The sequence below is a fragment of the Pseudoalteromonas sp. Bsw20308 genome, from assembly GCF_000310105.2.
GTDB lineage: Bacteria > Pseudomonadota > Gammaproteobacteria > Enterobacterales > Alteromonadaceae > Pseudoalteromonas > Pseudoalteromonas fuliginea.
Window position 1 is genome coordinate 1,319,018 of sequence record NZ_CP013138.1, and the last position, 26,153, is coordinate 1,345,170.

Annotated in this window: 22 protein-coding genes, 1 other RNA gene and 2 pseudogenes; 10 read left to right on the top strand and 15 right to left on the bottom strand. The window is 37.3% G+C overall.

Annotated elements, in window-relative coordinates:
* Window positions 1-43: 43 nt before the first annotated feature.
* Window positions 44-1,273: an aromatic amino acid transport family protein gene (locus D172_RS05635; RefSeq protein ID WP_007379019.1), complete on the bottom strand. Its 1,230-nt coding sequence runs from the start codon at window positions 1,271-1,273 to the stop codon at window positions 44-46.
* Between the two features lie 215 nt (window positions 1,274-1,488).
* Between D172_RS05635 and D172_RS05640 the strand changes: the two genes are divergently transcribed.
* Window positions 1,489-2,385 (top strand): DMT family transporter, encoded by an 897-nt coding sequence (locus tag D172_RS05640; protein ID WP_033023894.1) that lies wholly within the window; start codon window positions 1,489-1,491, stop codon window positions 2,383-2,385.
* A gap of 17 nt (window positions 2,386-2,402) precedes the next feature.
* Here D172_RS05640 and D172_RS05645 read toward each other — a convergent pair whose 3' ends face one another.
* Window positions 2,403-3,281 carry a flagellar protein MotY gene (locus D172_RS05645; protein ID WP_007379022.1) on the bottom strand — a complete coding sequence of 293 codons (879 nt, stop codon included), beginning with the start codon at window positions 3,279-3,281 and terminating at the stop codon, window positions 2,403-2,405.
* A gap of 207 nt (window positions 3,282-3,488) precedes the next feature.
* Here D172_RS05645 and rnt point away from each other — a divergent pair, with 207 nt between their 5' ends.
* Window positions 3,489-4,181 carry a ribonuclease T gene (gene rnt / locus D172_RS05650; RefSeq protein WP_007379023.1) on the top strand — a complete coding sequence of 231 codons (693 nt, stop codon included), beginning with the start codon at window positions 3,489-3,491 and terminating at the stop codon, window positions 4,179-4,181.
* Here the strand turns inward: rnt and D172_RS05655 are convergent.
* Window positions 4,165-5,790, bottom strand: a complete 1,626-nt coding sequence (locus tag D172_RS05655; protein WP_007379024.1) for a DUF342 domain-containing protein — start codon at window positions 5,788-5,790, stop codon at window positions 4,165-4,167. The two genes, rnt and D172_RS05655, sit on opposite strands and share 17 nt — an antisense overlap.
* 555 nt (window positions 5,791-6,345) lie before the next feature.
* On the opposite strand from D172_RS05655, the gene ssrA reads away from it, so the two are divergent.
* Window positions 6,346-6,702, top strand: a transfer-messenger RNA (tmRNA) gene (ssrA, locus tag D172_RS21205).
* Window positions 6,703-7,039: 337 nt separating this feature from the next.
* Window positions 7,040-7,240, top strand: a pseudogene (locus D172_RS21210) (tyrosine-type recombinase/integrase); the annotation flags it as partial.
* Window positions 7,241-7,243: 3 nt separating this feature from the next.
* Here the strand turns inward: D172_RS21210 and D172_RS05660 are convergent.
* Entirely contained in the window at window positions 7,244-7,729 is a 486-nt protein-coding gene (locus tag D172_RS05660) for a hypothetical protein (protein ID WP_033023932.1), read from the bottom strand.
* The gene (locus D172_RS05665) at window positions 7,726-8,865 is read right to left on the bottom strand and encodes an AAA family ATPase (protein ID WP_007379099.1); all 1,140 of its coding nucleotides are present in this window, start codon (window positions 8,863-8,865) and stop codon (window positions 7,726-7,728) included. Before D172_RS05665 ends, D172_RS05660 begins: the two co-directional genes overlap by 4 nt.
* A gap of 622 nt (window positions 8,866-9,487) precedes the next feature.
* On the opposite strand from D172_RS05665, the pseudogene D172_RS21660 reads away from it, so the two are divergent.
* A pseudogene (locus D172_RS21660) lies at window positions 9,488-9,678 on the top strand (tyrosine-type recombinase/integrase); the annotation flags it as partial.
* Between the two features lie 2 nt (window positions 9,679-9,680).
* Here D172_RS21660 and D172_RS05670 read toward each other — a convergent pair.
* Both D172_RS05670 and D172_RS05675 read right to left on the bottom strand, forming a co-directional pair.
* Window positions 9,681-10,121, bottom strand: a complete 441-nt coding sequence (locus tag D172_RS05670) for a hypothetical protein (protein ID WP_033023756.1) — start codon at window positions 10,119-10,121, stop codon at window positions 9,681-9,683.
* A 17-nt stretch (window positions 10,122-10,138) separates the two neighbouring features.
* Window positions 10,139-11,116 (bottom strand): DUF6731 family protein, encoded by a 978-nt coding sequence (locus D172_RS05675; RefSeq protein WP_007377710.1) that lies wholly within the window; start codon window positions 11,114-11,116, stop codon window positions 10,139-10,141.
* A 665-nt stretch (window positions 11,117-11,781) separates the two neighbouring features.
* Here D172_RS05675 and D172_RS05680 point away from each other — a divergent pair.
* Window positions 11,782-13,320 (top strand): DUF2235 domain-containing protein, encoded by a 1,539-nt coding sequence (locus D172_RS05680; RefSeq protein WP_007377711.1) that lies wholly within the window; start codon window positions 11,782-11,784, stop codon window positions 13,318-13,320.
* Between the two features lie 11 nt (window positions 13,321-13,331).
* Here D172_RS05680 and D172_RS05685 read toward each other — a convergent pair whose 3' ends face one another.
* The gene (locus D172_RS05685) at window positions 13,332-13,646 is read right to left on the bottom strand and encodes a hypothetical protein (RefSeq protein ID WP_007377712.1); all 315 of its coding nucleotides are present in this window, start codon (window positions 13,644-13,646) and stop codon (window positions 13,332-13,334) included.
* Between the two features lie 13 nt (window positions 13,647-13,659).
* A complete protein-coding gene (locus D172_RS05690; RefSeq protein ID WP_007377713.1) occupies window positions 13,660-14,625 on the bottom strand; it encodes a YHYH protein in 966 nt (321 codons plus the stop codon).
* Window positions 14,626-14,843: 218 nt separating this feature from the next.
* On the opposite strand from D172_RS05690, the gene D172_RS05695 reads away from it, so the two are divergent.
* Entirely contained in the window at window positions 14,844-15,605 is a 762-nt protein-coding gene (locus D172_RS05695) for a sulfite exporter TauE/SafE family protein (protein WP_007377714.1), read from the top strand.
* A gap of 205 nt (window positions 15,606-15,810) precedes the next feature.
* Here the strand turns inward: D172_RS05695 and D172_RS05700 are convergent, their stop codons facing one another.
* Complete coding sequence (locus D172_RS05700) at window positions 15,811-16,446, bottom strand: SDR family oxidoreductase (protein ID WP_007377715.1); 636 nt, start codon at window positions 16,444-16,446, stop codon at window positions 15,811-15,813.
* Between the two features lie 533 nt (window positions 16,447-16,979).
* Window positions 16,980-18,989, bottom strand: coding sequence for a bifunctional tRNA (5-methylaminomethyl-2-thiouridine)(34)-methyltransferase MnmD/FAD-dependent 5-carboxymethylaminomethyl-2-thiouridine(34) oxidoreductase MnmC (gene mnmC, locus D172_RS05705; protein ID WP_007377717.1), 2,010 nt, complete (start codon window positions 18,987-18,989; stop codon window positions 16,980-16,982).
* Window positions 18,990-19,169: 180 nt separating this feature from the next.
* Here mnmC and fabB point away from each other — a divergent pair, with 180 nt between their 5' ends.
* The gene (gene fabB, locus D172_RS05710; RefSeq protein WP_007377718.1) at window positions 19,170-20,381 is read left to right on the top strand and encodes a beta-ketoacyl-ACP synthase I; all 1,212 of its coding nucleotides are present in this window, start codon (window positions 19,170-19,172) and stop codon (window positions 20,379-20,381) included.
* Window positions 20,382-20,511: 130 nt separating this feature from the next.
* Window positions 20,512-21,021 (top strand): GNAT family N-acetyltransferase, encoded by a 510-nt coding sequence (locus D172_RS05715; protein WP_008136347.1) that lies wholly within the window; start codon window positions 20,512-20,514, stop codon window positions 21,019-21,021.
* A 189-nt stretch (window positions 21,022-21,210) separates the two neighbouring features.
* Here D172_RS05715 and D172_RS05720 read toward each other — a convergent pair whose 3' ends face one another.
* The 4 genes from D172_RS05720 to D172_RS05735 all read right to left on the bottom strand — a co-directional run bounded on the left by D172_RS05720 (window position 21,211) and on the right by D172_RS05735 (window position 24,553).
* Window positions 21,211-21,597 carry an MmcQ/YjbR family DNA-binding protein gene (locus D172_RS05720; protein ID WP_007377720.1) on the bottom strand — a complete coding sequence of 129 codons (387 nt, stop codon included), beginning with the start codon at window positions 21,595-21,597 and terminating at the stop codon, window positions 21,211-21,213.
* A gap of 326 nt (window positions 21,598-21,923) precedes the next feature.
* On the bottom strand, window positions 21,924-22,721 hold the full coding sequence (locus D172_RS05725; RefSeq protein WP_007377721.1) for a hypothetical protein: 798 nt from the start codon (window positions 22,719-22,721) through the stop codon (window positions 21,924-21,926).
* Between the two features lie 27 nt (window positions 22,722-22,748).
* Window positions 22,749-23,285 carry a hypothetical protein gene (locus tag D172_RS05730; protein WP_007377722.1) on the bottom strand — a complete coding sequence of 179 codons (537 nt, stop codon included), beginning with the start codon at window positions 23,283-23,285 and terminating at the stop codon, window positions 22,749-22,751.
* Window positions 23,282-24,553 carry a class I SAM-dependent methyltransferase gene (locus tag D172_RS05735; RefSeq protein WP_007377723.1) on the bottom strand — a complete coding sequence of 424 codons (1,272 nt, stop codon included), beginning with the start codon at window positions 24,551-24,553 and terminating at the stop codon, window positions 23,282-23,284. Before D172_RS05735 ends, D172_RS05730 begins: the two co-directional genes overlap by 4 nt.
* 137 nt (window positions 24,554-24,690) lie before the next feature.
* Between D172_RS05735 and D172_RS05740 the strand changes: the two genes are divergently transcribed.
* Complete coding sequence (locus D172_RS05740; protein WP_007377724.1) at window positions 24,691-25,758, top strand: phytanoyl-CoA dioxygenase family protein; 1,068 nt, start codon at window positions 24,691-24,693, stop codon at window positions 25,756-25,758.
* Window positions 25,759-26,153: the final 395 nt, after the last annotated feature.

Consider the following 26,153-nt stretch of genomic DNA (forward strand, 5'->3'; position numbering starts at 1 on the left):
TTAATATAAAAAACCGCACATCATAATGATGTGCGGTTTTTTATTATCTAAATTTAAACAAAAAGCAGTAACCGATAGCAGGAATAAGCCCCGCCATTTGCATAAACTGCGCAGTAATAATAGTAACTCCGCACACTGCTGCAATTCCAAGTCCTACATTTCCGCTACGGACTTTATAACCCGCTTTGACTGAAGAAGAGCGGCGTTGTTTATAAACCATTGCCACGGGTAAAAATACAGCAAGAACAACAAGTGCAATTGCCGCATAACCTAAAGCCATAATAAAGCCTTGAGGATAGAATAATGCAAAGCCAAGTGGCGGCATAAACGTAATTAAGGCTGTTTTAATTCGGTCTGTTTTATTGTCACCTTTTTTAAATGCATCGGCAAAAAAGTCGAATAAACCTAAACTCACCCCTAAAAATGATGTTGCAAGGGCTAAATCAGCAAATAACTTAACGGCGGTCGCTACGCTTGGATTATGCGCAATACCTGCCACGCTAGATACAAACCCATTAAGGCCTTGGCTGTTGAGTAAATCAGTTTGGCTCATAATACCTTGGCTCAGTAATTGCCAAAAAATATAAATCACTAAGGGCAGAGCAGCACCCGCGATCATTACTTTGCGCAGTACTTTTATTTCAAGGCCTACGTATTTAACAATAGAAGGAATAGAGCCATGAAAGCCAAATGAGGTAAATATAACGGGGATCGCTGACAATATTAAGCCTTGCTCTACTGGCATCTCTAATAAGTGCTTACCTTGAACGTAGGGCGTTAACATATAGAACAAGCTAGCAAGTACAATAATTTTTATTGTAAATAACACCCTGTTTAATTTATCTACTTTACTGGTGCCTAGTGTTACAACGCTCGCAATTATGACCGCCAATACAATTGAACCAAGTTGTGGTGCTATATTCACACTTAAACCTATATTTATACGCTCTTGGAGCTGTGCTCCGCCACCTGCAATATAAGCGGCACAAAGTGCATAAAATAAGAAAACCATTGAAAAATTAGCCACATACTGCCCGCGTTTTCCAAGCCAAAGTTTAGCTAAAGTATTTAAGGTAGCATCACGTGGTGCGTACTGATGAAGCTCTAACATAAGCAACGCTGTGTAAGTCATTAACATCCAGCTCGCGACTATTAGCACTAATGCGGTATTAAAACCAAGACCGGCAGAAGCAATCGGTAATGCTAGCATTCCGGCACCAATAGTGGTTCCTGCAACAATTAACATGCTCCCTATTGTTTTATTTTTAAGCACTTAATTACCTTAATTATTATTAATATACATGCACGATATAACTAGTTACCTAAAACTTAAATAGTTTTATAATAAAACGCTGCAATTAAAATGTAACTTACAATTTACAGCTGTATTTATTAAGGCATTTAGTGTTTAAAAAGTACTAAAATACAGTAGTGAGCGTATAATTTATTCTTTAATATATTCATTTATAAAAAGCATAGGGATGGCACGTGCCTGTTAAAGCTTCGTATTTTTTAATGGTTCTCATATGGTCTACAACGCCGCTAGGGATAGTGTGGAGCAGCGAAAGCGTATCGCCAACACTTGCAGTCCTCATGCGTATGCTTGTGGGATTGTTTATAGGCGGCTTAATAGTTGCTATTACGAATATTAGAGTACCTTGGAGTAAAAATGCGTGCTTACTTTATTTTTATTCGAGCATTGGTATTTTTGGTGGCATGTTACTTAGCTATATGGCAGCTAAAACGGTTCCCTCAGGAATTATCTCACTCATGTTTGGTCTAGCGCCGATTTTGTCGGGATTACTCGCTCAGCAACTACTAAACGAACCCAAATTTAGCCCAATTAAGTTAACGGCACTGGCATGTGCATTAATCGGTTTATATTTTGTTAGTTACAATCAAGTGCAGCACTCACAAACCCAAGGTATAGGCCTACTTTATGTGTTTATGGCTGTGTGTTTTTTTAGCTTAAGTGGGGTAATGATAAAGCGAGTACAAATAGCAATTCACCCAATGGCGACCACCTTTGGTGCTTTAGTTTTTGTAACGCCACTATTTTTTATAGCGTGGTGGTTACTCGATGGAGAGTTGAATACTGCAAATTGGAGCGCAAAATCACTTTGGGCTATTGGGTATTTAGGCGTGTTTGGATCACTGATCGGTGCGCTTGCCTACTTTCATGTTTTACAAAACTTAAATGCAAGTACAGTAGCACTTACTACCTTAATTACCCCCAGTTTTGCTTTAGGGTTAGGTGCATGGCTAAATAATGAAATGCTTAGTCGAGAGTTGCTGATAGGCGCTGTTATTATTTTGATTAGTTTAGGTTTTTTTCAATTTGGAGACAAATTTTTGAAATCGACCAAATTAAAAACCCAAGACTAAAAGCGTCCTCAGTGTGATCACATTTTAGCTATTTGGATAACTAAACGACGGTTTTTATTACGCCCTAAAATATTTTCGTTTGTATCCACAAAGCGTTTTTCACCTAAACCAGTTGTTTGCACTTTGGCTTCATCAACACCTAAACTAACCATGTAATCTTTAATTGATTTTGCACGTTTGCGTGAAAGGTCAAGGTTATTCCAACGTCCACCATAGCTATCGGTATACGAATCAATGCTAATGGATTCAATACTCGGATCGTTTTTTAAATACTCGGCAATCTTATCTAAACGCTGCTGCGAAGATTTAGTTAACTTACTGCTATTTGATTGATAATTCATAATGGTAAATGAAATGTCTTCAAAGCTATAAGGGAGTAATTCATCTCGACACTGTAAAAATGCCCAATACGCCTGTTTAAAATTAACACTTGAAATACCAACGGCAATTTTATCGGCACTGTTTTGCCAGTCTTGATAGTAAAAGGTAGGGTAAAAGCCCTTTTCAAGTTCGGTTAGCATCTCCCATGATGTTTTATTGTCTAGCTCACCGTCAAACTTTTTGAGTAGCTTCATATTGGCAATATCGCGCGTAGGTAAGCCCGCACGCCAAGTAGGGGGGACTGCTTTTAAACCCGCTATGTCATAATTTTCAGGCCTGACAACCATATCTAAATGAAAGCTGAGATTTTTGTTTTTACTTGCTGAAGCTTTAAAAATAGCCTCTCCATAGTAAGGAACTTCATGATTTAATTGGCATTGTAGCCTTGTTGTTTTAACCACTTCCCAGTTAGAGTTATCTTGATTAGCTGTATATTGGCGCATAGCAGCATAGGCACTACTGTGGCATAGTGCGCTGGTGATACTCAGGCTAATTAATAGCAACTTAAACTTCATGGGGCATGCTCCAACACATCTTTCATGCCAATAATTTGGCAAAATACAGAGTAATTATATTTCAAGGTCAATAACACCTAGCTAGCTTAAACTTTAAAGCAAATTACATGCCTACAATTTAAGGCGCAATTAATCTAGCAATGCACTAGCCGAAAGGTACTCACTTTTGACATAATAGTGGGCTTATACCTATAAACCAAGAATACTATGGCAAATACTGAGCAAACACTTTTCGCAAAACGCTTTCGTGGCTTTTTTCCGGTTGTAATTGATGTTGAAACAGCGGGCTTCAATAAAAATACAGACGCTTTACTAGAAATTGCCGTTTCAGTTTTAAAAATGGATGACGAAGGGTTGCTCAGCATAGATCATACCGTGCACTTTCATGTAGAGCCATTTGAAGGCGCAAACATAGAGCAAGCTGCAATTGAGTTTAATGGTATCGATCCCTTTTCGCCATTACGCGGCGCAGTGCCAGAAGAAGACGTTATTAAAGAAGTTTGCAAAGTGGTACGCAAAGCTCAAAAAGCAGCAGGGTGTCAACGCTCTGTTATTGTGGCGCACAACGCAGCGTTTGATCATGGCTTTTTAAATGCAGCTATAGAGCGTAATAATATAAAACGAACACCATTTCATCCCTTTGTAAGTTTTGATACAACCACTCTTGCAGGACTTGCGTTAGGGCAAACTGTATTGGCTAAAGCATGCCGCGCTGCCGGTATTGAATTTGATAACAGCCAAGCACATTCAGCACTTTATGATACCGAGCGTACCGCTGAGCTGTATTGTTTAATTGTAAACCGTTGGCAGCAACTAGGTGGTTGGCCGTTAGCGCCACTAGATGATAGTGACGCCGAAGTGGATACACAAGATGGCACAGAAACTAAAAGGACTGAGTAATTTTTCCTTCATTTAGTTTTAATAAATGGGGTGGATAAATACGCGAAAACTGTTTTGAATCTTTTGCTATTTTAAGTTCTACCCCTGGGTGCATTAACTCATTCACTTTTAAGCGGCAACTTGAAAGCAATTGCGTGATTTTTCGCTTAATCAACAATTTTTGACGATTAACATGCTCTGTACGTGCTTTTATATGTTGTTCATTTTCGGTTATTTTATTCAATAACTGCTGACGCTGAGTGGGCTCTGCAACTTGTCCCGCTTTTTTACGAGCTTGTTTTAAAGCAGTTACTTTAGTTGCAAGCACTTTTTCAAAATCAGCAATCTGGATCTGCTTGTCACGAAGTTCAAACCAGTTTTGTGCTAAAAGCACACGAGTTTTTGTTCCCGCTGGTGCACCGAGTTCGCCGGTTTCAATACGCATAGCGTCTAAAATATTGCCACCAATAATTTTACCGCGAGGTTTATCTGCTTTACCAACGCGTATTAACCGCCTTGCACTCATATCACAATGCAGTGCTTGGCGTTCAATAAATAAATCTTGTTCTGTTTTTATATTACAATATTGAGCGTAGCCAATTGAAATAGTACGCAAAGCTGTAATATGACATGTAAATGCTTCATTGTTTTCGCGTTTTCGACCAATAGCCCCCTGCATAATTGTTACTGCACTTTTGCTCTCAACAATACCTGATTCTACAAACCCTATAACGGTAATATCGCCGTTTGCTTTAACATGCATACCGTCTTTTATATCACCGCTGATTATTACGCTACCGTCAAAATCGACATGGCCAGTACTTACATCAATGTTATCAAAGCATAAAACATCATCTACACGCATACCGCGAGGCAAAGCAACGGGTACACCTTTACAATCTGCAATAAGTATATCTGGGTTGTTGGGGTCTATTTTAGTCCCTTCGAAAGGTTGTAATTGGTGCTCTTTTCCTGGTGTTGCAGGAATAATTTCACCAAATATAGTGTAGCCATCTTCACCGCGAGTGGCGGGTATGCGCTGCATAAGAGGTGTACCTGGTTTTACCGTGATGATTGCGCCAAGGTTTTTCATATCAACCTTACCGCCTTGAGTTGCTTGAGGGCTAAGCACACGATCTTGGGCTGTTGAGCATAAACGAACAAATCTAGCATCTTTGCCATCTTTAGGGTTACGCCCGTGAGCAATTATTGCACTGTAAGAGCTTCCTGCTGGTTGTTCAAACTGTTGACCTAAAAAGGAATCAAGCGCGCGAGGGCTTATTCCTTTTTTAACACCGGCATCAGCCAGTGCTTTTTGCGCACCTTCCATCGATAATAATAAACCACCTTTTGTAGTGGTAATGGTTGCTTCTGCTACCATGCCTTTTTCATCGATATTAATAACAACAGTTGCATTTACAGCCTGAGCAATAATTAACGACTCTTCTTTATAATCTTTGCTTTGAGAAAAAAGTTTACCAATGTTGGCCGAAATAACGTCAAAATCACAGTAGTCAGATTGTTCTAGCAGTTCAATTAACTGCGTTGCAGTTATTGGAAAACCACTATCAACAGGGTGTGCTATTAAAGATAAGTACCCCGTTTCTTCATTAAATGAAAAAACCGACATTTATTTATTCCCTACTTAATGTGCCTGTTATTATAATTGTTATATTTTTTATTGCTTTAAGGTGCATTTTTAATCCGATCAAAAAAGCCAGCACTCTATTGGAGCACAACTAGAGTCTCGTGTTAAGTAAATGTTGTTTAACTATGCAGCTATTTATAAAAATATGATTATTTAATAGGCAGTTAGTATGAGGGCCTGCTTATTTTTTGAAGTTAAATTTGCCGAAGTGTATTTGGTTTTTATGCAAGGCAAAGCCTATGCTGTGCGGTTGTTCCCCATAGATAGGCGATAACGTAGCATAAATGCCAAACACACGCTGCCCTTTGGGTTCGTTCCAAGGGCTATTCACTCATTGTTGCTCGATTTTTACTTAGCCTACTACCTACTACTAGGCTACAAACTTCGCGCCGCAATTAAATCACCTCTATATAGAATAAATTTTAACCTAAAAGGTCAGCGAGTCCTAACAGATAAAATAAAAGCGAGTTAGTTCTTGAGTATCAGCGCCTTACTCAGTTATACTGCTCGCACGCTCTGAATGAGTTTACTGATTCAGGGGCTGATTAGGATTCGACGGAATTCAAGACGCCCAAGGTGCATGTCGAGGTGCGGTTTGCCTCGTTAAACAGCCGCAACCTAAAGTAATCGCAAACGACGATAACTACTCTCTAGCAGCTTAGGCTAGCTAGCGCTCCTTCCATGTATTCTTGTGGACTGGATTTTGGAGTGTCACCCTAACACCTGATCGCGACGGAAACCCTGGCCGGGGTTGAAGCGTTAAAACTAAGCGGCCTCGCCTTTATCTATCGTGTTCGTCCGAGATTTAAAGGTTAATTAAATGACGATACTAAACATGTAGTACCGACGGTTGAGGCTTTTCGGACGGGGGTTCAAATCCCCCCAGCTCCACCAATAAAGGTTTTTGAACTCGTTATTCAAAAACCATAAAAAACCCGCAAATTTGTTAATCCAAATTTGCGGGTTTTTTTATGCTTATAATTTAATTATTAATGATTGTTTAACGTTTGTAGTTTGTAATAACTAAGACCAATCTGCTTATATATGGGGTCTATTTAACATTAAGAAAATTACGCTAGAACCAGACAAAAATTTTTGTATCTAGTTGTTCTAAATAAAAATTTTTTAACGACGTTATAGTGCAATTTAATTCGTTAAATTGATCAAAGATTTATGTAGGTTGGTATAAGCCTTAGCTGCTGTTTCAGCGTTGTACAGCGCAGTAAGTAAAACCAATATTAACTTGCCAAAGGGGCAATGTAGCCATGTTTTAAGGCATACTTTCGCAAGTCATTTTATGATGAACGGAGGGAATATTTTACTGTTACAACAAATACTTGGTTATGCAAAGATTGAGCAAACCATGGTTTACGCGCACTTTGCACCAAGTCATTTAGAAGATGCTATTAGATTAGGTCCAAAAATAAACTAGCGATTATTTGTAAAAATTATGGTCCTTATCTAGAAAAACAATATAAAAAGTGTTCGAACAGAAATTATAGGAGGATTTGTTTTGCTCCTTTTTGTTAAAATCATCTGGAATAACAAATCCTATTAACCTAACAGAACCTTCTAACCTAAATCTAGCCCACTTAGCTTGGTGAGGAATATGCTTGGGTTGAGTAAAGTCAGATTTTTTTGGAAAAGAACCATAAACCTCTAAGACGTGGTTTTTTCCTTGTCCTATTTTTTCTTTCTCCCATTGTACTAAGGGCTTTTTTGAATAATTAACTAACTTATCAAGTAGCTTTTGTAACTGTACTTCAGTCCAATCGGAAAAGTTTTGGCCAGCAGGTTGGTCGTGAGTAAAATATGAAAAGTTAAATTTGCACAAACTAGCTATTTTATCTTCAGGGCTATCAAGGCTAGCTGTAGGGAATCGATCTAGGAAACTTTGTTTTCTGTGATTTTTGAAGTTCATAGAACAGGAACTCCACCCAATTTACCGCTATTATATGCTGGTAAAATTGCGCGATCATTTCGTAATATATCACTCGGTATTTCATCTAATCGGTATGCAAAACATTCATTGTTTTCTTTTTCAACAAGGTAAGTTCTATATTTCCCCATATATTCCATAATTTCAGAATTGTGAGTTGTGAAAATTAGTTGGGCATTCTTTGGATTATTTTCTGGGCAATCAAAAAGACCTATTAATTTAGGTAAAATATGAGGATGAAGATTAATATCAAATTCATCGATACATAAAACCCCACCAAATTTCAAAGCATTTTGATACTTACCTAATTGAGTGAATAGCGATTTTGTACCACTTGATACTGCAAATATTGGTAATGGATGTAATTCACCACTCACTTCATGTATGAAAAGAGGGGTATAAATAACTCTCCCAGTTTCTTGATCATCTTTTTGTCGTATTACAATATCACTAACACCGGTATCACTTGCAACAATGATATCTTTTGTAAAATTAAACATTTCTTCATTGTGATACAAAACTTTAGATATTTGGTTTATATCAGGGAGATGCTCTACTAGGCCACCGTAACTAACGTTATAGGTGATAGAGTCAAAAAAACAGTAAACATCTGATAACGAGTCCATCAAATCTAAATCATATTGTTTAAAAGAACTGATAAAAGAAGCGTTAGTTCGTAATTTCATTGACGCGAGTTCAGAAAACTCCGAAATAAGATGAGTAAATTCATTTTTTTGTCGTTCTATTATTTTTACTTTTCTATTATTTTTCCTATAAAGAACTTCACTGAAAACTTCGGTATCAGTTAAAGATAGTTCGTAGCTGTATTCACAATTGTTCCATATAAATTCAATGTAGAACTCAATAGGATTTTGATTTCTAAAAAAAGGCTCTACTCTTATATAATCTTTAGGTTTGTAATCTTGAAAAGAGTCAGTACAAAAGTCACTGATGAATGATAAAGCCTTCAACAAATTTGTCTTACCGGAGGCATTTTTGCCTTTTACGCACAGAAAATCAGCGACACCTTTTTTAGATACTTTTTTTGGAACTCTAAAGTTAACAATACAACCTTCCTTGAACCCAAAAAAGTTCTTTAAGCCATATTCTAAAATCATTTGGTGATAACCTCATATCTACGAATTGAAACAATATGGATGATAGAGAGGTTTACCTAAATTAACAAGCTAAATAGGTTTTTTTGACGAAAAACGTCAAATTCACGTGTTTAGGCTGTAAGTTTTATTGACCAGTCAGTGACCACAAATAATAGTTTGCATTAGATTATATAAGATAACATTAGAGGTTAACTGCTTGATACTAAGGTAACTCATTGTTTCTATTAGTTACCTATAAAAATTGAGGCTTTTCGGACGGGGGTTCAAATCCCCCCAGCTCCACCAATAAAGGTTTTTGAACTCGTTATTCGAAAACCATAAAAAACCCGCAAATTTGTTAATCCAAATTTGCGGGTTTTTTATGCTTATAATTTAATGATTGTTTAACGTTTGTAGTTTGTAATAACTAAGACCAATCTGCTTATATATGGGGTCTATTTAACATTAAGAAAATTACGCTAGAACTAGACAAAGATTTTTGTATCTAGTTGTTCTAAATAAAAAATTTTAACGACGTTATAGTGCAATTTAATTCGTTAAATTGAACAAAGATTTATGTAGGTTGGTATAAGCCTTAGCTGCTATTTCAGCGTTGTACAGTGCAGTAAGTAAAACCAATATTAACTTGCCAAAGGGGCAATGTAGCCATGTTTTAAGGCATACTTTCGCAAGTCATTTTATGATGAACGGAGGTAATATTTTAGTATTGCAGCAAATACTTGGTGTCATGCAAAGATTGAGCAAACAATGGTTTACGCGCACTTTGCACCAAGTCATTTAGAGGATGCGATTAAATTTGGACCAAAACAATAATCTCATGACTCTTTTATAATAAGAGTGAATTTCTTCCATGAAAATGAGAATAGGATCAGAGCAGAGACTAAAAAGCCAAAACCAGTATTCAAGAAGAAAACATCTAATTTTAAGTCAAAACCTTCAAACATATCTTTATGAGGTAAAAACATACTCAAAATTAAGCTAAGACAACTTGAGATTAAAGAAAAACCAGTAAACTTTATTTCATCTAAGATATGGTTAAACATTGCTTTTTGTGTTTTCAAGTTTGCAATTAGAGTGTTGGACGCAGCTCCAGAATAGAAAGTCTGAGCAGCGATGATAAAGCCAAATAGCATCGCAGCAACAGTAGACAAAGGACTAGCAATAGCTAAGATGGTGTTGTGATCTTTAGGTATATAAAAAGAGTAACTAACACAAGCTAGTGCAAAACCAATGATATATATGATTATAAATTTCATTTGGCTACTCTATTAAGTTAAATATCAGCTGAATATTGTTTCAAAGTATCTATATTTGAATTATACGCTTTCATTAAAGCCCATTTCACATCATGAAACTTTGGATAACCTTTTTCTACATCGACTGTTGTTTTATATTTCAATTCTTGAGATAACAGATTTTCTGATTTTTGACCTTCACCTACAGGTTGCAATTCGGCTTTTTTAATTTCCGGATCAGTTGCTTTCTGCTTGTTGCCAAATTTATCTATAAACTCCATTAACCCTTCTGCAACATCATGAGAAAGATAACCAAGTGTACTTTTGTTATTGCTAGCTCTGCCCCAAAAATCCAATTTAAGACGGCTCATGCCATTAGCTGACATCATTTGTACAATAGTTTTACTGAAAGACTTCTGTAAATCTAGTTGAGATTCTTTAAAATTACGAGGTAGTGCTACGGTTACAGAACATTTTTTTACACTTTGACCTTTTCTTAAGACATCTTGAAGCTCTTTTTGGTTCCAAATGGATTCGAAATCAATAGTCGTGCCTGCAACATCGTGTGTTAATGCATATGATAAGTCGTCTGGCCTTGGCCCAAGACGGTTATTATTAAAAACTAATATGTCAGCATCTTCATAATATAGGAAATAGCTTCTTTCATATACAAACTGATCGTCCTCAAGTACAAAGTCAGTTTCGGTTTGTAATGTCTTATTGTACATTGATGGTAAGAAAGTATCCCTTGCTACAGCAATATAACCAAAATAACTTTTTGTTGTCGAATCATAACTATCGATTCTAAAGTTCATGTCTCGATTGGTATTGCCTAATATTGGTCTACTGATGGGTTCTCGCTTAGTTATACAATCAAGTTTGCAATGACGGGAATAAGCTTCTTTGAAATGCTCCGCTGTGGTTATGGATTGTGATTTATTATCTTGACCTGAAATATAAAAAGAAGCAGTTAAATTTTTCTTTTTTTGTATGGCGGTAATGGCGGATTTTGTCAATTTAATTCCCTAGAGTGTATTTATCCCATGCTTATAGTTTCAAGAATTTTACTTCCGGTCAAATAAATATGTCCATCTACTGTCCATAATCAAAAAATAACATAAGAGCCAGATAGACTAATATAAGATAGTAACACTCTGATTTTGAAATAAATTGTTGTTTTTGTTGGTTAGCTATAACAATTGAGGCTTTCGGACTGGGTCAAATCCCCCCAGCCAACAAAGGTTTTTGAACTCGTTATTCGAAAACCATAAGAAACCCGCAAATTATAAAAATCAGCTGCTTTTTATTGTCTGTAATATTTCAAAATACCTGCCAATTTTAGAGCATCATTAACAATGTGTTTTTGAACTACAGATCTTCGTTTTTAGGATTTTATTTTTGACTAATTAACGTTTGTCACTTAATACTTGAACTCAAGTAACAATAAGTAATACCAATCCGCAATAATACTTAATCAATTTGAGGGATTAAATCTGACGTTAACTGCGTTAAAAATTTCTGATATACGACTACATCTGAATGCTGGATGCAGAGCAATGAGTGATAACAACTAAATAACGAAATTTTTGCCTTATTATCGATACGATTTTCTTAGCTCAAAATAATCTCTTAATTAAGCGAATTGATATAATAAACATTAATTGATGCAAGGAAGTTAATTATGGCTAACTTAGTAATTTGCTGTGACGGCACATGGAATAATCCTCAACAAGAAGACAATGGTGCTCCCGCACCAACCAATGTCGTCAAGCTCTACCACGCGCTAGCGAAAAAAGATAATTCAGAGGTCATACAAAAGTTGTACTACCACCCAGGTCTTGGGGGCGAAGAAACGGGGCTAAAAGATTCTATAATTGATGGAGCTTTAGGTAAAAGTATAAAAAGGCATATTTGTAGTGCTTATCATTGGTTAGCGAGTAACTACAACGAAGGCGACAAAGTATTTATTTTTGGGTTTAGCCGAGGAGCATTTACGGCGAGGAGTTTAGGTGGGCTGTTAGGGCTAGGGCTACTTGATTTTAATAAGCTTGAAAATAACAAAGCGCGGTGGGAAAAGACCCACGGACATTTTGAAAACTATAAGTCAAAACTAGAGAGGATCCCTAAGAGTTTATATATTAACAATAAAAAAAGCTTACCTATTCATTTTATAGGCGTATGGGAAACGGTGGGGGCATTGGGTATACCAAATGACATGGAGCTATTTAACTTGTTGGATAACCCTGCGTCATGGCGTTTTCACGATACTAGTTTGGGAAAACATATAAGTATTGCTAGGCACGCAATGGCAATGGATGAGAAGCGAAGTAGTTTTTGTGTTACTCGCTGGAGTGAGAATTTAGTTGATCGAGACGTTAAAGAAATGTGGTTTCCGGGCGTACATTCCGATGTCGGTGGCGGGTATTATGATACAGATTTATCAGATATTGCACTTGAGTGGATGATAAAGGAAGCGCAGGAGAGCGGTTTATTTTTTCGGGATAACATTTTAAATCAGCTTAATCCAAATCCTTGTGGCGTACTTCATAATTCATTTAAAGGAATATTTGCTAAGTTTAGATCTCGTCCGCGCAATGTGGATTGTGTGATTACAGCAAATAATGAAAATTTCCACGAGAGTGTATTTAAGCGTCAAGAAATATCGCCTATTGAACATCCTGAATATTGGCCAACAATAAAATTAGAGGTTGGGGAATCGACGGTTGTTAATGTATTTGCTAAGCAACATTGGACTCCAACGTATATTTACATGAATAAGGGTGAACGGTATATTTTTGACTCTGAAGGCGAGTGGCAAGATAGTAAAGATGAATGTGATTGGCTTGGTACAGAGGATGGAAAATTAACGGCGGGCGACATTATTCGATTTGCATCATCTATTTTGGGAATGACTGAACGTAAATTTAAACAAGCAACGCAGAATCGCTCTACCGATTTTTGGGGAACTAAACGGGTAGAGCATATGCGATGGTTTATTGCTGTTGGGTGTATCGCAAACGATTCTGGTAAAGCGCAGGCGGTTACAAACGATGGTAGTCCGCACCCTCATCAATATGAAGCTCTCTCACATTATCAAAAAAACTCGAAGACGTTACAGATTAGCTCCTCGGGCTATTTTTATGCTTTCCCAAATGATGTGTGGTCTTTGTACCATAATAATCAAGGCTGCATTCAACTCAGGGTAACTCGAAAGTCATAGTGGCTAAAATATTAATGTGTAGCCTGTTTACTTAACTTATAAGCAGAGCTTTGAGGAGTCACTTCATTTTTCGTCCTTTTAGTGGCTTTTTCTATTATGTTTTCGAGAGGTTGAGTACGTACACACACAAGTACATTATTCATTGCTTGGCAAGTACCGGTTGCTTTTTGATTATGTGTTGTATAGGTGCACGTTTGGTTAAGGTTTTTGTTTTCACATGCATGCCAAGGTGCGGTATTACCATGGCCTGCGTGGCTAAACGCATAAAATGAGTTGCCTAATGTAAAAGTCACAATAACCATTTTTGATATAGTTAACATTTTCATTTTGTTGTCCTTTTTATTGTGCGGTTTCGCCTTTGTAACAACCAATAAACATATTTTCTGAGACGCTTGCTGCATGGTAATGATAGCCGCGTGTGTCGTCGTAATGTCCTCTGCATTCATCTAAATCAGTTGGTTCTGTATTATTGCTCCCTAGCATGGCAAAGATCCCAAAACCATCAAATGCATAACCTACCATTGCAGCATGTCCGTCTGATTGAGCTTGCGTTTGGCTACAACCTGCTTCGCCATGATAGTGGTAGCCTTCATTAAGGTTTATGTGGCCTGCACAATCATCAAATGCGGCTATGGTATAGGCACTTAAAATGGCATCTACAGGGGCTGGAGCAGCTAACACAACTCCATTAAGCGCGATGCCTATATTTGATCTACCAACACTATTTGCTTGGTTTGCGGTTACGGGGGTTATAGGTATTAAAAATGATTGCGAGATACCACCATTTACATACTCTATTGAACATTCTACGCAGTGGTTTTGGTATTGTTCTTCTACATTGGGCCTTGCTGCACCATCGCATGATGCATACGTATTTGTGATATTTACTTGTCCTGTGCTTTCGTCATAAAGTTGCCAGTGGCTATCATTATATAATGCGGGTAAATTTAAAATAAAATCACCGGTAATGTCATATACCTTGCCATTACCATCAAACCAAATACCCGCTTCATCAGCATTTGAGGTAATCGTGTTTGGGCAAAAAATACCTATTTCATGATTTGCAGGTGCACCTGCAATCTCAATTTTATAGCATGACGTTTCATCGCCATTACTTAATGTACACAATTGAGTTGTTATAGCTGATACCAATGCACCACCTTCGAAATTAAAAGGGTCTACTTCTATTACTGTAGTCGTTGTTGTGTTGGGTGAAGTATTATCAATAATAATCGCTTCTGTTTCAGTTGTGTCTTTGTCGTTATTGCTACCACATGCTGATAACCCAATGGCTGTTACACTCATGAAAACAAGCTTTAAAAACTCTGATTTTAGTTTTATCACGTGATTAATCCAAATAATGAAGTGGGGTATAGGGTATTTGTTAAATGTGCAAATAAAGCGCAAAAATTAAGTAACATTACACGCAGGTAAAATGGCTGTTCAGGCTGATGAAAAATAGCAGTAGACCTTGGTATATTTAATCGCCATTATTATGGCTCTATTAAAAGCATGGTTTACAGATGGATTTATTTACCACCGATCTTATTTCGCCTCTGTTGGCGAGCGTTTTTATTGTGTTAGCGGGCTTCACTTCATTTTTTTCAGCAGCATTCGGTGCTGGCGGCGGGTTGATGTTGCTTGTTGTAATGGCATCATTTATGCCAATGACGTTGGTTGTGCCTGTACATGGGCTTGTGCAATTAGGTTCGAACACAAATCGGTTATTACTCACTTTTAAGCATATAGACAAAAAAATGTTTATTTATTTTACGCTTGGAGGGAGTGCAGGGGCTATATTATCGAGTTTTGTTATTGTCGATATTCAACTTGATGCTATGAAATTAATAGCGGGGCTTTTTGTAATTTATTTATTGTGGGGAAAAATCCCCACTGCGTTACAAAGCAGTTCGGTCGTGTGGCGTTTTTTTTCCGGCTTTGTTACCACGTTTATTTCTATGTTTGTTGGGGCAAGTGGGCCACTCGTTGGAAGTTGCTTGCACATGAGCAATTACAGCAAGCTGCGATTTACGGCGACGTTTTCTGGCATTATGTCGGTTCAACATTTATTTAAAGCGGGTGTATATGCAGCGGTTGCTTTTAGCTTTTGGCAATGGCTGCCTTTGGTTGGAGCAATGATTTTAAGTGGTGCATTAGGTACATGGTTGGGTGTTCGATTACTGCATCGTATACCGACAGAAAAATTTAAGTGTATTTTTAAATGCATATTAACATTACTGGCATTACAGCTAGCTTGGCAGGGCCTTGAGGTAATATTTAATTAACTTGAACTCTGGGCAATAAATCTATCTCAAGTAGTTATTTTAAGCGCTAACTGCGTTGAATTTACTTTGTTCTCACTGAAAGCTCTGGTTAGAGATAAATAAATTTAAATATTATTATGGTTCAATATGTTAGTAAATCCCTTAACCAGAGTTCTGGTTAAGGGATTGGTATTACATTGTACTAATTTTGTGGTTTTGTTGGCGTTTATTTAACAGCGGATTTGATAGGTTTGTCACCATCGAACAGTTCAAAAATACGGTTGCTATTTGGGCTGTTAGTTGCAATATGAAGTAATGCATTAGCAACATTTTCTCGGCTGATTTTAGCTTTGTCACTATCTTTAGGGCGTTCGGTTGTTACTGCTAACGATGCTTTTTCGTCGGTTAATGTAGCAGGGCGAATAATTGTGTAATTTAAGCCACTGTTAATTAAATGCTCATCAGCCATATGCTTAGCTACAAGGTATGGTTTTAAGTCGCCATCTATTGAGTCGGGATCGTCTGCACCAATAGAGCTAACCATGATGAAGTGTTTTGTTGAATGTTCACGGGCGTAGTTTGCAGCTTTAGTTGCTGCCCATAAATCAATTAAAACGGTTTTGTCGTCGCCAGTACTACCGCCCGAACCTGCAGCAAATATAACTTGATCGCAGCCTTTTAGCGCGTTGCAAAAGTCGCCTTCGAGATCTTGCTCTACAATACTTAAAAAAGGGCTTTTTAAATCACTTAGCTTGTTTTTATCACGCACTAGGGCAACCACATTTTGTTCATTTTTTAATAATAACTCAGTGGTCATTTTACCAATTTTACCGCTTGCGCCAATAATTAAGGTCTTGCTCATAATTAATTCCTTCTTAACTAGTACCAATTTTATTAAAAAGTGAATATTCTGGCGAAGATAGTAACTTACTAACGTTGTTAAAATTATTTATACAGATCACTCTATGTCATAATTTTTACTTTGTTATTAAGCTATTTTTCATCGTTATAATAAATCACTAATTTAATGCTGTTGGTATAAATAAATTGAAAAGTAATGTGCTGTGTAAACAGACCTTGGGGTAGGCGTTTATTTTTAAAGGGTAAATTTGAGTTTAATTAGTAATATTAAATAAAATAACGTGGTTTAAATTGGATACTTAACAGAGCATGATAAAAATGACTATTTTACGTTTATTTTTCAATAATAATACTGATTTTTGTCACATAATCACGTTGGTACAAACTTATTCTTACACTGTGTTTTTGGTAGTTATAGAAAAGGGTTCGATGGGTATTGTTTCCTTTATTATGTAATGGCGCTTTGGCTAGGGCTGCTAAATATTGCAAAAATTAAAAATAATATACTCAGTGATAATACTTTCATAAATGCCTTTATATTTTATTACGTATTAAATCACGAACTATAAAGCGGGCAGGATGAATAGCTTGGCTAACACGCTCGCTTAACGGGCGAGGCTCATTGTTTAAACAGCTAATAAGGTGCTCTGCACTGAGTGGGGCACTACACAAAGCACGTGCGCCAAAACCGGTAAAAATATGCAGACCTTGCTGTGATTTAGTTAGTTGCTGGTACTGATAGCGCTTACCTAGGCGCAAGTTAGCAAAGGCTGTAATGTAATCACTTTGTTCACACCATTGCCCTGCCATTGGTAGGTGATCTATAAATGTGCAGCGAACAGCCGCTTTTGCCGAGGTAATATTGCCAAGGGTTGAGGCAAATTCACTTTGCTGATAAAAGCTAAGTAGTTGCTCTTGGTTTAATTGGTTGTCGAGCGCGGTAACTTGACGGCTTTTAGTATTTTTTTCAAACGTTGCACCCATACAGTGATGATCTAAATAGGCTGGGGTAAAATACCCTTTATGGCATAGCACTGTTTTAAGTTTGCGTGATTGCTCACTTGCCTGAACATGCGAAACTTGCCCGCGTACGCCTACTATTGGTAGCGCTTTTGTTTGCTCAAATGAATCACTGTGTTCACCCGCACATATAATTACATCACTAAAAGGACCTAACTGTTCATCATTCGTTAATAAAAACCAACCGCTATCAGTTTTTTTAAGCTGTTTTATATTGCAGTTAAATACGCTTTTAAATGGATTTATGCTATTTGCAGCGCTTAACATGGCGTTTACTAATTGCGGAGGGTTAACCCAGCCGCCTTGTTCAAAAAATACGCCCGAATAACCTGTTTTTACGCCGGCTATTTCGTCGCCTTGCTCTGCGGTTACGTTGTGCATTAGCTGGGTTGGCCACAGTTGTTTTTGTGCTAAGTTTTCATGTTTATCGGCCAGAGGTTTTTTTACTGCGTGTTGTAATACGCCGCACCAATCGTAATCAAAATTAAAACCACTGCTAAGTAAGTTGTTATATAGGCGTTTAGCGTATAAAAAGCTATGTGCGAACAATTCACTGTGCGGTGAATTTTTTGCTTGTAGGTGAGGGTAAATAGCACCTTGTACATTATGCGAAGCGCCCATTGCGGGCTTTTCATCTTGGCAGAATAATTGGCTTGCTATGCCTCGTTTAGCCAAACTATATAAAATGCAGCTACTGGCTATACCGCCGCCAATTACAGCCACATTTTTAAGTGTGCTTTTATCTTGGTTAAAATAAGCTGGAGCCGATTGTGAACTATTAGCTTGTTTGAGCTTTGCGAACAGTATGTTTTGTTTTTTGCTAAAGCCTTTTGTTTTTTGCATGCTAAAGCCTGCGTCAATTAAGCCTTTACGTACTGATTCTGCATCGGTATGAGTGGTAAGCGTCGCGTTAGTTTTTGAGATGTCGACCAATGCATTAAATAGGCTTGTTTGGTATATATCAGGGTTTTTATTTGGATCAAAACCATCTAAAAACCAAGCATCAACAATTCCAGATTGTGGGTAGCTCATTGTACTTATTGAATTGAGTACATCACCTAAGTACAAATCGAGGATAACACGGCCATTATTAAATTCGAGTCGATGACATCCTTCTAAATTTATAGGGTACTGGGCTAGTAACTCTTCACTTAATGGCTGAAAAGAAGGCCATGCTTGTAAAAGTTGGCTTAAGTTAGCTAATTTTAATGGGTGCTTTTCAAAGGAAATAAAATGCAGCCGTTTAACACCTATATCTAATTGATTTTGAACTTGTTGGCGTGCAATGTGGTCATTAAAGCACTGCCATGCATTTAAAAAGTTAAGGCCGGTACCAAAAGCGGTTTCGGCAATAACAAAATGTGGCTGGTCATGATTTTGTAATCGTGTATCTATATTGTTTTGATCATAAAACACATAATGGGATTCGGCCAAGCCATTGCCATCAGAAAAATAAATATCATCGAAGTCGCTGGCAACAGGAGTACCTGAGTGATTAAAGTGTATTTGCGCGTTTTTGATCATGACTTATTAAGGTTTACAAATAATATTTTTAATTATTTTACGTGTTTTCTTTGTAATAGTCTGGCGTTATTTATAAGCTAGCAGTTCAGAGTACAAGTGTACGCTAGAAAGCTGACCACTTAGGTGATTAAATTCGCGTAAAATAGAACACAATTGAGTATTAAGCTAAGGGAATTACCCATGAGAAGAGCTGTAATTACAGGTATCGGTGTTGTATCAAGTATCGGTAACAACAAAGAAGAAGTATTAGAATCGCTAAAAACAGGTAAGAGCGGTATCGCTTTTAACCAAGAATTTGCTGATTATAAGTTACGTAGTAATGTATCGGGTAAAATTGATATTGATGTTAAAGCCCATGTTGATCGCAAAGCAATGCGCTTTATGGGTGATGCTGCTGCTTATTCTTATATTTCGATGACACAAGCAATCGAAGACTCAGGTTTGTCTGACGAACAAGTATCTAATGAGCGCACGGGTATTATTGTTGGCTCTGGTGGCGGTTCGTCTAAATGGCAAGTAGAAGCCGCTGATATTTTACGTGAAAAAGGCGTAAAACGTGTGGGGCCTTATATGGTGCCACGTACTATGGCAAGTACAACTTCTGCTTGTTTAGCAACCCCTTTTAAAATTAAAGGTGTTAACTATTCAATTAGCTCAGCATGTGCAACATCTGCGCACTGTATTGGCAACGCGGTAGAACAAATTCAACTTGGTAAACAAGACGTTGTATTTGCTGGTGGCGGTGAAGAATTACACTGGACATTAGCAATGGAATTTGACGCTATGGGCGCACTTTCTACTAAATACAACGAAACACCTGAAAAAGCATCTCGTACATATGATGCAAACCGTGATGGTTTTGTTATTTCTGGCGGTGGCGGTATTGTTGTAGTTGAAGAACTTGAACATGCCCTTGCGCGTGGCGCACACATTTACGCTGAAATTGTTGGCTACGGTGCAACATCAGATGGCTACGACATGGTTGCGCCATCTGGCGAAGGTGCGGCACGTTGTATGCGCCAAGCTATGCAAGATGTAGACAGTATTGATTACTTAAATACTCACGGTACATCTACACCTGTAGGCGACGTTAAAGAGCTTGGTGCAATTCAAGAAGTGTTTGGCGGTAAGTCACCAATGATCAGTGCCACTAAAGCTATGACAGGCCATGCTCTAGGTGCTGCGGGTGTTCACGAAGCAATCTTTTCATTATTAATGCTAGAGCACAGCTTTGTAGCGCCTTCAATTAATATTGATGACCTAGATGAGCAAGCGGCTGGTTTAGATATTATTACTGAACGTCGTGATGTTGAACTCAATACGGTTATGTCAAATAGCTTTGGCTTTGGTGGCACAAACGCGACTTTAGTAATGAGCAAATATAAAGGCTAATTGGTTCTACTTAGTTTTTATATAATTTATAGCCGCTCACTTTATAAGTGAGCGGCTTTTTACTTAAGAATTTATAAGTTATTGCGATTGTTTTTCGTGCTTTTTATTAATAATCATTTGTAGAGGGCCTATGCAGTTATTTACAGAACGATTAAAAATGCGGCAGTTGAGTGATGCTGATTGGTCTGTTTTTTTGCAGCTCCATCGTGAACCCGACGTGCTTGAATATTGCTTTGACATGCCAAAAGAAGTATTTGTGAGACAGCGGTTTGAGCAGCGCTTACCTATTTGGGATCCGGACTCTCGCCATCCATTATGCTTTGCTGTTATAAACAATGAAACACAGGAGGTTATAGGTGTTACTGGTTTTACTTATGATGGAATAACTGCCGAACTAGGGTATTTATTTTTACCAAAACACTTCTCTAAAGGGTACGCAACTGAGTCGTTAAGAACCGTAATCGAATGGGCGTGGCAAGAATGTGGTATCAAACAGTTTAAAGCTGTGGTGACACGGGGTAATACAAGCTCAGAAAATGTATTGAGCAAATGCGGATTAACACAGACAGATGCTATACCTCAATCACATATTATTGCTGGTACGCGTTATGATGATTTAATTTACACACTCAAAGTCTAATACCAATGCGCAATAATACATAATCAATTTGAGGGATTAAATCTGGCGCTAACAGCGTTAAACATTCTAAGTTATAAATTTATCAAGGCTATTAAACAGCCCAAGACTGGAAGATTCTAATCTTGAAAGGTTAACAACGTTAGGTGGGTTTATTGGGCTAGAAAGCTAGCCCCTAATAGAAGTAGACGTTTACAAATGCTGCTCTATTGTTTTGCGATCTTTTTCTGGCATGTTTTCCACGACTAAATTAAATGAATTATCGATCATTCGTTCTATTTCGCCTTGTGGAATCGAACCATCTAAAATAACAGTATTCCATAACCGTTTATTCATATGATAGCCTGGGATCACTGCAGGGAAAATGTCGCGTAACGAAAGTGCTTCATCGGGATCGCACTTTAAATTAAGCCACCAAATAATTTCTCCATCGTCATTTGTTTCACCATCATTGCCAACGGCAAGAGTAGCAAACATTTTATGATTCACTTTATAAACATCAACCTCTTGAGCAAACGGTTTTGTAACTTGAACAAGTGGCTTTTTAATTAAATACTCATGCACTCTTATTTGGTCCATGATCCATTCCTTGAAGTCATACTCGGTACACATACCATAGCATTATTTTATTAGTTTTGTGATACGAAATATCGATTGTCTTCATTTTTTTTAGCATTAATACACTGAAGTATTGGAAGTTATTTATATTGATACAGAGATAAACCTTCTAAATACAAAAATCAGCCTATGAGATATTATACCAACCCGCAATAATACTTAATCAATGTGTGGTATTAAATCTGGCGTTAACGGCGTTAAAAACTTCTGACAAAGAGCAACTAAATAATGAATTTTTACCTTGTTACCAACAAGGCTTGCTTACCTAAAGTAAACCAGTTAATAGGCTAAACTGACTTTGGTAAAGACGAATAGGCAATGACAGCGGCATCACGTTGAGCGAGATCTGGTTTAGTTGTATTTTTACTATAAAGAAGGCAAAACTCTGTGGGATCCCCTTTGGCTGTTAAGTAATATTCATGAGTGAATTGTAATAGAACTTCTTTCCAACGCTTTGTAATTGAATCGGGGGCGCTTGGTAAAGAATTTAAAATGAGTTTCGATTCTTCAAAATTACTATTAATTGCAACATTCAGCATGTCATCGTTAGCAGCCGCCAACCAACTAGATCCATTATTACCTACGCAAAGCAATGGCATATAAGGTGCTAGAGCTGGGCACACATCATTTTTGTATATTTCGACTTGCCAGTATGGACGGGCTATTTTTATAAACTGAGTAAAACTTTCAATTGTTGTAAATTTGGATGTTGCCAAAGGTAAAATTTCGACTCTTGGCTTATTTGCATTAACGGTGTCATTGGCAACATCGATATACCATGGCCCGAATATGAGTGCGTTTTGAAAGTATTCATCTCGTAATGACCCCCATGCTTTTTTTAAATCGGTACCTTGGTTAATACGCTTTTTTAATAAGCACAGACCCGGTTTATCTGTTTGTGGTAGTTGTGTTTGCAATAATGAAAACACTTCATCGCGAATTTCTCTACAACGCCCTATTGGGTAGGGTTTATTGGCAAAATAAGGCATTTTAGGCGCAAGTGTTAAATCGGCAATTAATCTAAGTTGTGCTAAATCGTTGCACAACATAGTTAGCTGCTTTGGCGTAAGGCTGTTATTAAGCACTCATATTCCTTATAAAATCTACTGCGACTATTTTAGCTGAGCTTGTGTATAAGCGTCATTTCTTAGCCACCTTAACATGTTTGGATAACCGTTTGGGTGATTGGGCTGTTCACACATAAACCATGAATATAAAAGAGGGTAACCAAAACCAGTGCTGTTGGTAAAGGCCTCGATTAAGTTATCAGATGCCCCTTTATAACCCTGTTCATGAAATAAAATATCCGGGGCGATATTTAAATAGCAAGCTGCTGCCCACGACCAAGCTATTGCAGTCATTTCTTCGGCCGCTTGATGATCATGGTTTTTCATATCCCCTGTTAAACAAGTTCTTGTCGCTTCTGAAGTAACTGCAATATGACCTGCTTCATGAAGAATATCACCTGGGTATAACAGTTTTTCTAAATCAAGTAATAAAGTGCCTTGTTCTATTTTAAGGCCGGGTAAAAAAGTCTTTTCGTGTAACGTTTCATACCGGTGGTTTATACCTATATCAGTAAGAAAGGCTAAAATATTTTCAACCTCAGTTAACTGCTTATCTGTATTGTGTTCAGTGCTAATAGTCATAATGATTTGAGATTACTGTTAGTGACTAGCCAATGTTCAAATTCTTCAATACTTTGGCTTTGATAAAGTGCTGCAGTTGTTTCATGGTATGGCAGCGTTAATGAATCTAATAGCTCTGTCCATAATGCCCATTCATCGTCGGTAATACTAAATGAGTGACCGGATTTAGTTGCTTGTGCACGCTCAAACATACGCTTTACACCAGGCAATCCCAAGTTATTGAGATCTGTAAATCTTGCCAATTCAGTTACCGTCTTAATGATACTTTTTATTGGGAATGTAAATATAAAGTCTGCACTGTTAGGTGTTATGTATTCATAATGAATAGCTTCACCACCACGAAGCTGCGCATCATGAGGTAAAAAAATAAGCGGTATATTTAAACTACATTGATTTTCCGTTAGTTTATGGTGTTTGTATACTTGAATGTCGGTTGTTAGCTTGAGTCTGTAATTAGTATCAACGCCATTTGGGATCAGCATACTGCCTTTAAAGGTGGATGTATCCCCTGCATTTAAACGCCTTGCTTCGTCGATGTTTAAGCAATAAAACTCTTTTAGGAGTATGTTAGTGGTAATACTCCCTTCTATAGACATTAAAGATTTAAAAGGTGTTAGCCATGCCTTTAAAGAAACATTTTGTGGGATTAAGGTGCCAGTATTATGCAAGTATTGGCATAAATGAGAGAAAATGAACACTTGAGGCTCTCGCTTTAATAGCGCTGTCATAGTTTCTGAAATAATGATGTCAAATTGCTGAGAGGGGGGCGCTTGCCAACAAGTTGCGTCATCACATGTAATTGCAACAATGTTTTGGGTGATTGAAAAGTGCTTTACTAGCTTTTTAATTGCACTGATGTTTTCTGGGTGAATGTCAATGAGTGTGACTTTTATACGTGAGTTTGTGGCAAGACTTAAGTAAGGAATAAGTAACGTGCCATAAGGCCCCGTACCAGCATAAAGAATATGAATATCATCAGTCTTTGCCTTTAAACGTTCTTCAATGGCGAGCTTAATACCTTGCATAAATATTTGTGTGCGAAGAGTCTCTTCAGTGCATTTAGCTGCTTGTACAGGAGAAATTGCAACGCCTTGGGACGTATTTTCATCATTCCAGTCATTCATATCTAAGTCAGTTGAAATAGACGTAATATTCCCTAAGTAATTTTTTAAATCGTTGATAAAAGGCTTCATCAACCCCGCATCGGCTGGCTCATTTAGCAAATGTGTAACCGCATTACGGTATCTGTTCAGTAACTCAGTATCCATATCGCTCCCTGTATTTAGCTAAAAAAATCGTTGCTCGCAATAATATAGCACTCTATTCTAATAAAGTTTAGATTGTGTTAATAAATCAATTTAAGGAGTTTTACTTGCCTAAAATCAGGTAAGGAAAAGGAGTTATTATGCAAAATGAGTTGATAGTAAAAGTGCCACCTCCGCACACAATAACGCAGAGTACACTTCCTTGTTATAAAGAAACTGGGCGCTTAGGTCTATTTCAATTAAAGCGAATGTGGCACAAAGTACAGTTACAAAAAAAAGGCTGTGCGGATAAAAAAATAATAGAAGATGAATGGTCGCTTGATGTCATGATTATGGACACTTTAGGCTTAGGGCTCACACCGACTATAGAGTCTATTTTTGCGAGTGATAGTTTTTTCGAATTTGAAAGTTGGGTAAAAAAAACGCATGGTAGAGCTATTTCAAACGCAAAAATAAATCAGCTTAATAAAAACATTGTTTCATTTTTTGAGAAAACAGACATAAAAAATGAAACAGTATTAGTAGAGACGCCTCGTCACTATATTTTAACGCCAGTGCATTGGCAAAGCTGGGATGATAATGGTTATGTTATTATTCCAGAGTTGGTGTCAAAAAAATTATGTGAAGACGTTTGTAATATGCTTTATGAACGTTTGAAAATGGATAAAAACAACCCCGCTTCATGGTATAGCTGTCATGCGCTTAAACAGGGGGTTATGGTACAAATATTTAATGATATAACCATGCAAGTTATACGTTCTCTTCCTCAAGTTCGAGATGTTTTTGAGCAACTTTGGGGGAGAAAAAACTTAATAGTAAGCACTGATAGGGTTAGTTTTAATCCACCGCAGACAGAAAGTTGGCAGTTTCCTGGGCCAAATCTTCACTGGGATATAGACTTTAATAAACCACTCACCTTTGCAACGCAAGGGTTACTGTACCTTACTGACGTTGCCGCTGAGCAAGGTGCGTTTAGTTGTGTACCTGGCTTTCATAAAAAAATAGATGACTGGCTAGCTAACCTACCTAAAAATACTAATCCACACTCTTTTAATTTCGATAAATGCAACAGCACTCCATTAGCGGCAAAAGCAGGTAGCTTAATTGTTTGGCGAAATACATTACCTCACGGTAGCTGTCCAAATAAGGGAAGTAGGCCTCGTATTGTACAATATATAAACATGACGCCATTAAAAATAAGTAGCTAAAGACTCGCTATGAGTAATAAATAATGCAGTGTAATAGAGTGTAATATTTTTTATCTTTAACTTGTGCCAAACTTATAGGTAGTTTGTTAAAAATAAATTGATTGGCTTTAGGCTTTTACCACAAGACATTGATTTTTAAAGAAATATAGCCATAAAAGTTGCGTTCTATACCTTATGGACTATTATGTTGTCTGAATCTAGTGTTAATTAATGACATAATTTTATATTGTAATAAAAGCTCAAAGGAATGTTTAAGTATGAAAAAACATAGTCTACAGCTTACGCCGTGCTCACGGCGTACAAAACCAAAAATCAATCATTTAAAGCCTTTATTTAAAATGCAATTAGAGTCATGTGCTAGAGCCGTTATAGCAAGTGAAAATAGATCAACATAC

Excerpts from the sequence above, each read along its gene's own strand:
- D172_RS05645 (WP_007379022.1), bottom strand. The coding sequence starts at position 3,281 with ATGAAGTTTAAGTTGCTATTAATTAGCCTGAGTATCACCAGCGCACTA.
- rnt (WP_007379023.1), top strand. The coding sequence starts at position 3,489 with ATGGCAAATACTGAGCAAACACTTTTCGCAAAACGCTTTCGTGGCTTT.
- D172_RS05655 (WP_007379024.1), bottom strand. The coding sequence starts at position 5,790 with ATGTCGGTTTTTTCATTTAATGAAGAAACGGGGTACTTATCTTTAATA.
- D172_RS05660 (WP_033023932.1), bottom strand. The coding sequence starts at position 7,729 with ATGAACTTCAAAAATCACAGAAAACAAAGTTTCCTAGATCGATTCCCT.
- D172_RS05665 (WP_007379099.1), bottom strand. The coding sequence starts at position 8,865 with ATGATTTTAGAATATGGCTTAAAGAACTTTTTTGGGTTCAAGGAAGGT.
- D172_RS05670 (WP_033023756.1), bottom strand. The coding sequence starts at position 10,121 with ATGAAATTTATAATCATATATATCATTGGTTTTGCACTAGCTTGTGTT.
- D172_RS05680 (WP_007377711.1), top strand. The coding sequence starts at position 11,782 with ATGGCTAACTTAGTAATTTGCTGTGACGGCACATGGAATAATCCTCAA.
- D172_RS05685 (WP_007377712.1), bottom strand. The coding sequence starts at position 13,646 with ATGAAAATGTTAACTATATCAAAAATGGTTATTGTGACTTTTACATTA.
- D172_RS05690 (WP_007377713.1), bottom strand. The coding sequence starts at position 14,625 with ATGAGTGTAACAGCCATTGGGTTATCAGCATGTGGTAGCAATAACGAC.
- D172_RS05695 (WP_007377714.1), top strand. The coding sequence starts at position 14,844 with ATGGATTTATTTACCACCGATCTTATTTCGCCTCTGTTGGCGAGCGTT.
- D172_RS05700 (WP_007377715.1), bottom strand. The coding sequence starts at position 16,446 with ATGAGCAAGACCTTAATTATTGGCGCAAGCGGTAAAATTGGTAAAATG.
- mnmC (WP_007377717.1), bottom strand. The coding sequence starts at position 18,989 with ATGATCAAAAACGCGCAAATACACTTTAATCACTCAGGTACTCCTGTT.
- fabB (WP_007377718.1), top strand. The coding sequence starts at position 19,170 with ATGAGAAGAGCTGTAATTACAGGTATCGGTGTTGTATCAAGTATCGGT.
- D172_RS05715 (WP_008136347.1), top strand. The coding sequence starts at position 20,512 with ATGCAGTTATTTACAGAACGATTAAAAATGCGGCAGTTGAGTGATGCT.
- D172_RS05720 (WP_007377720.1), bottom strand. The coding sequence starts at position 21,597 with ATGGACCAAATAAGAGTGCATGAGTATTTAATTAAAAAGCCACTTGTT.
- D172_RS05730 (WP_007377722.1), bottom strand. The coding sequence starts at position 23,285 with ATGACTATTAGCACTGAACACAATACAGATAAGCAGTTAACTGAGGTT.
- D172_RS05735 (WP_007377723.1), bottom strand. The coding sequence starts at position 24,553 with ATGGATACTGAGTTACTGAACAGATACCGTAATGCGGTTACACATTTG.
- D172_RS05740 (WP_007377724.1), top strand. The coding sequence starts at position 24,691 with ATGCAAAATGAGTTGATAGTAAAAGTGCCACCTCCGCACACAATAACG.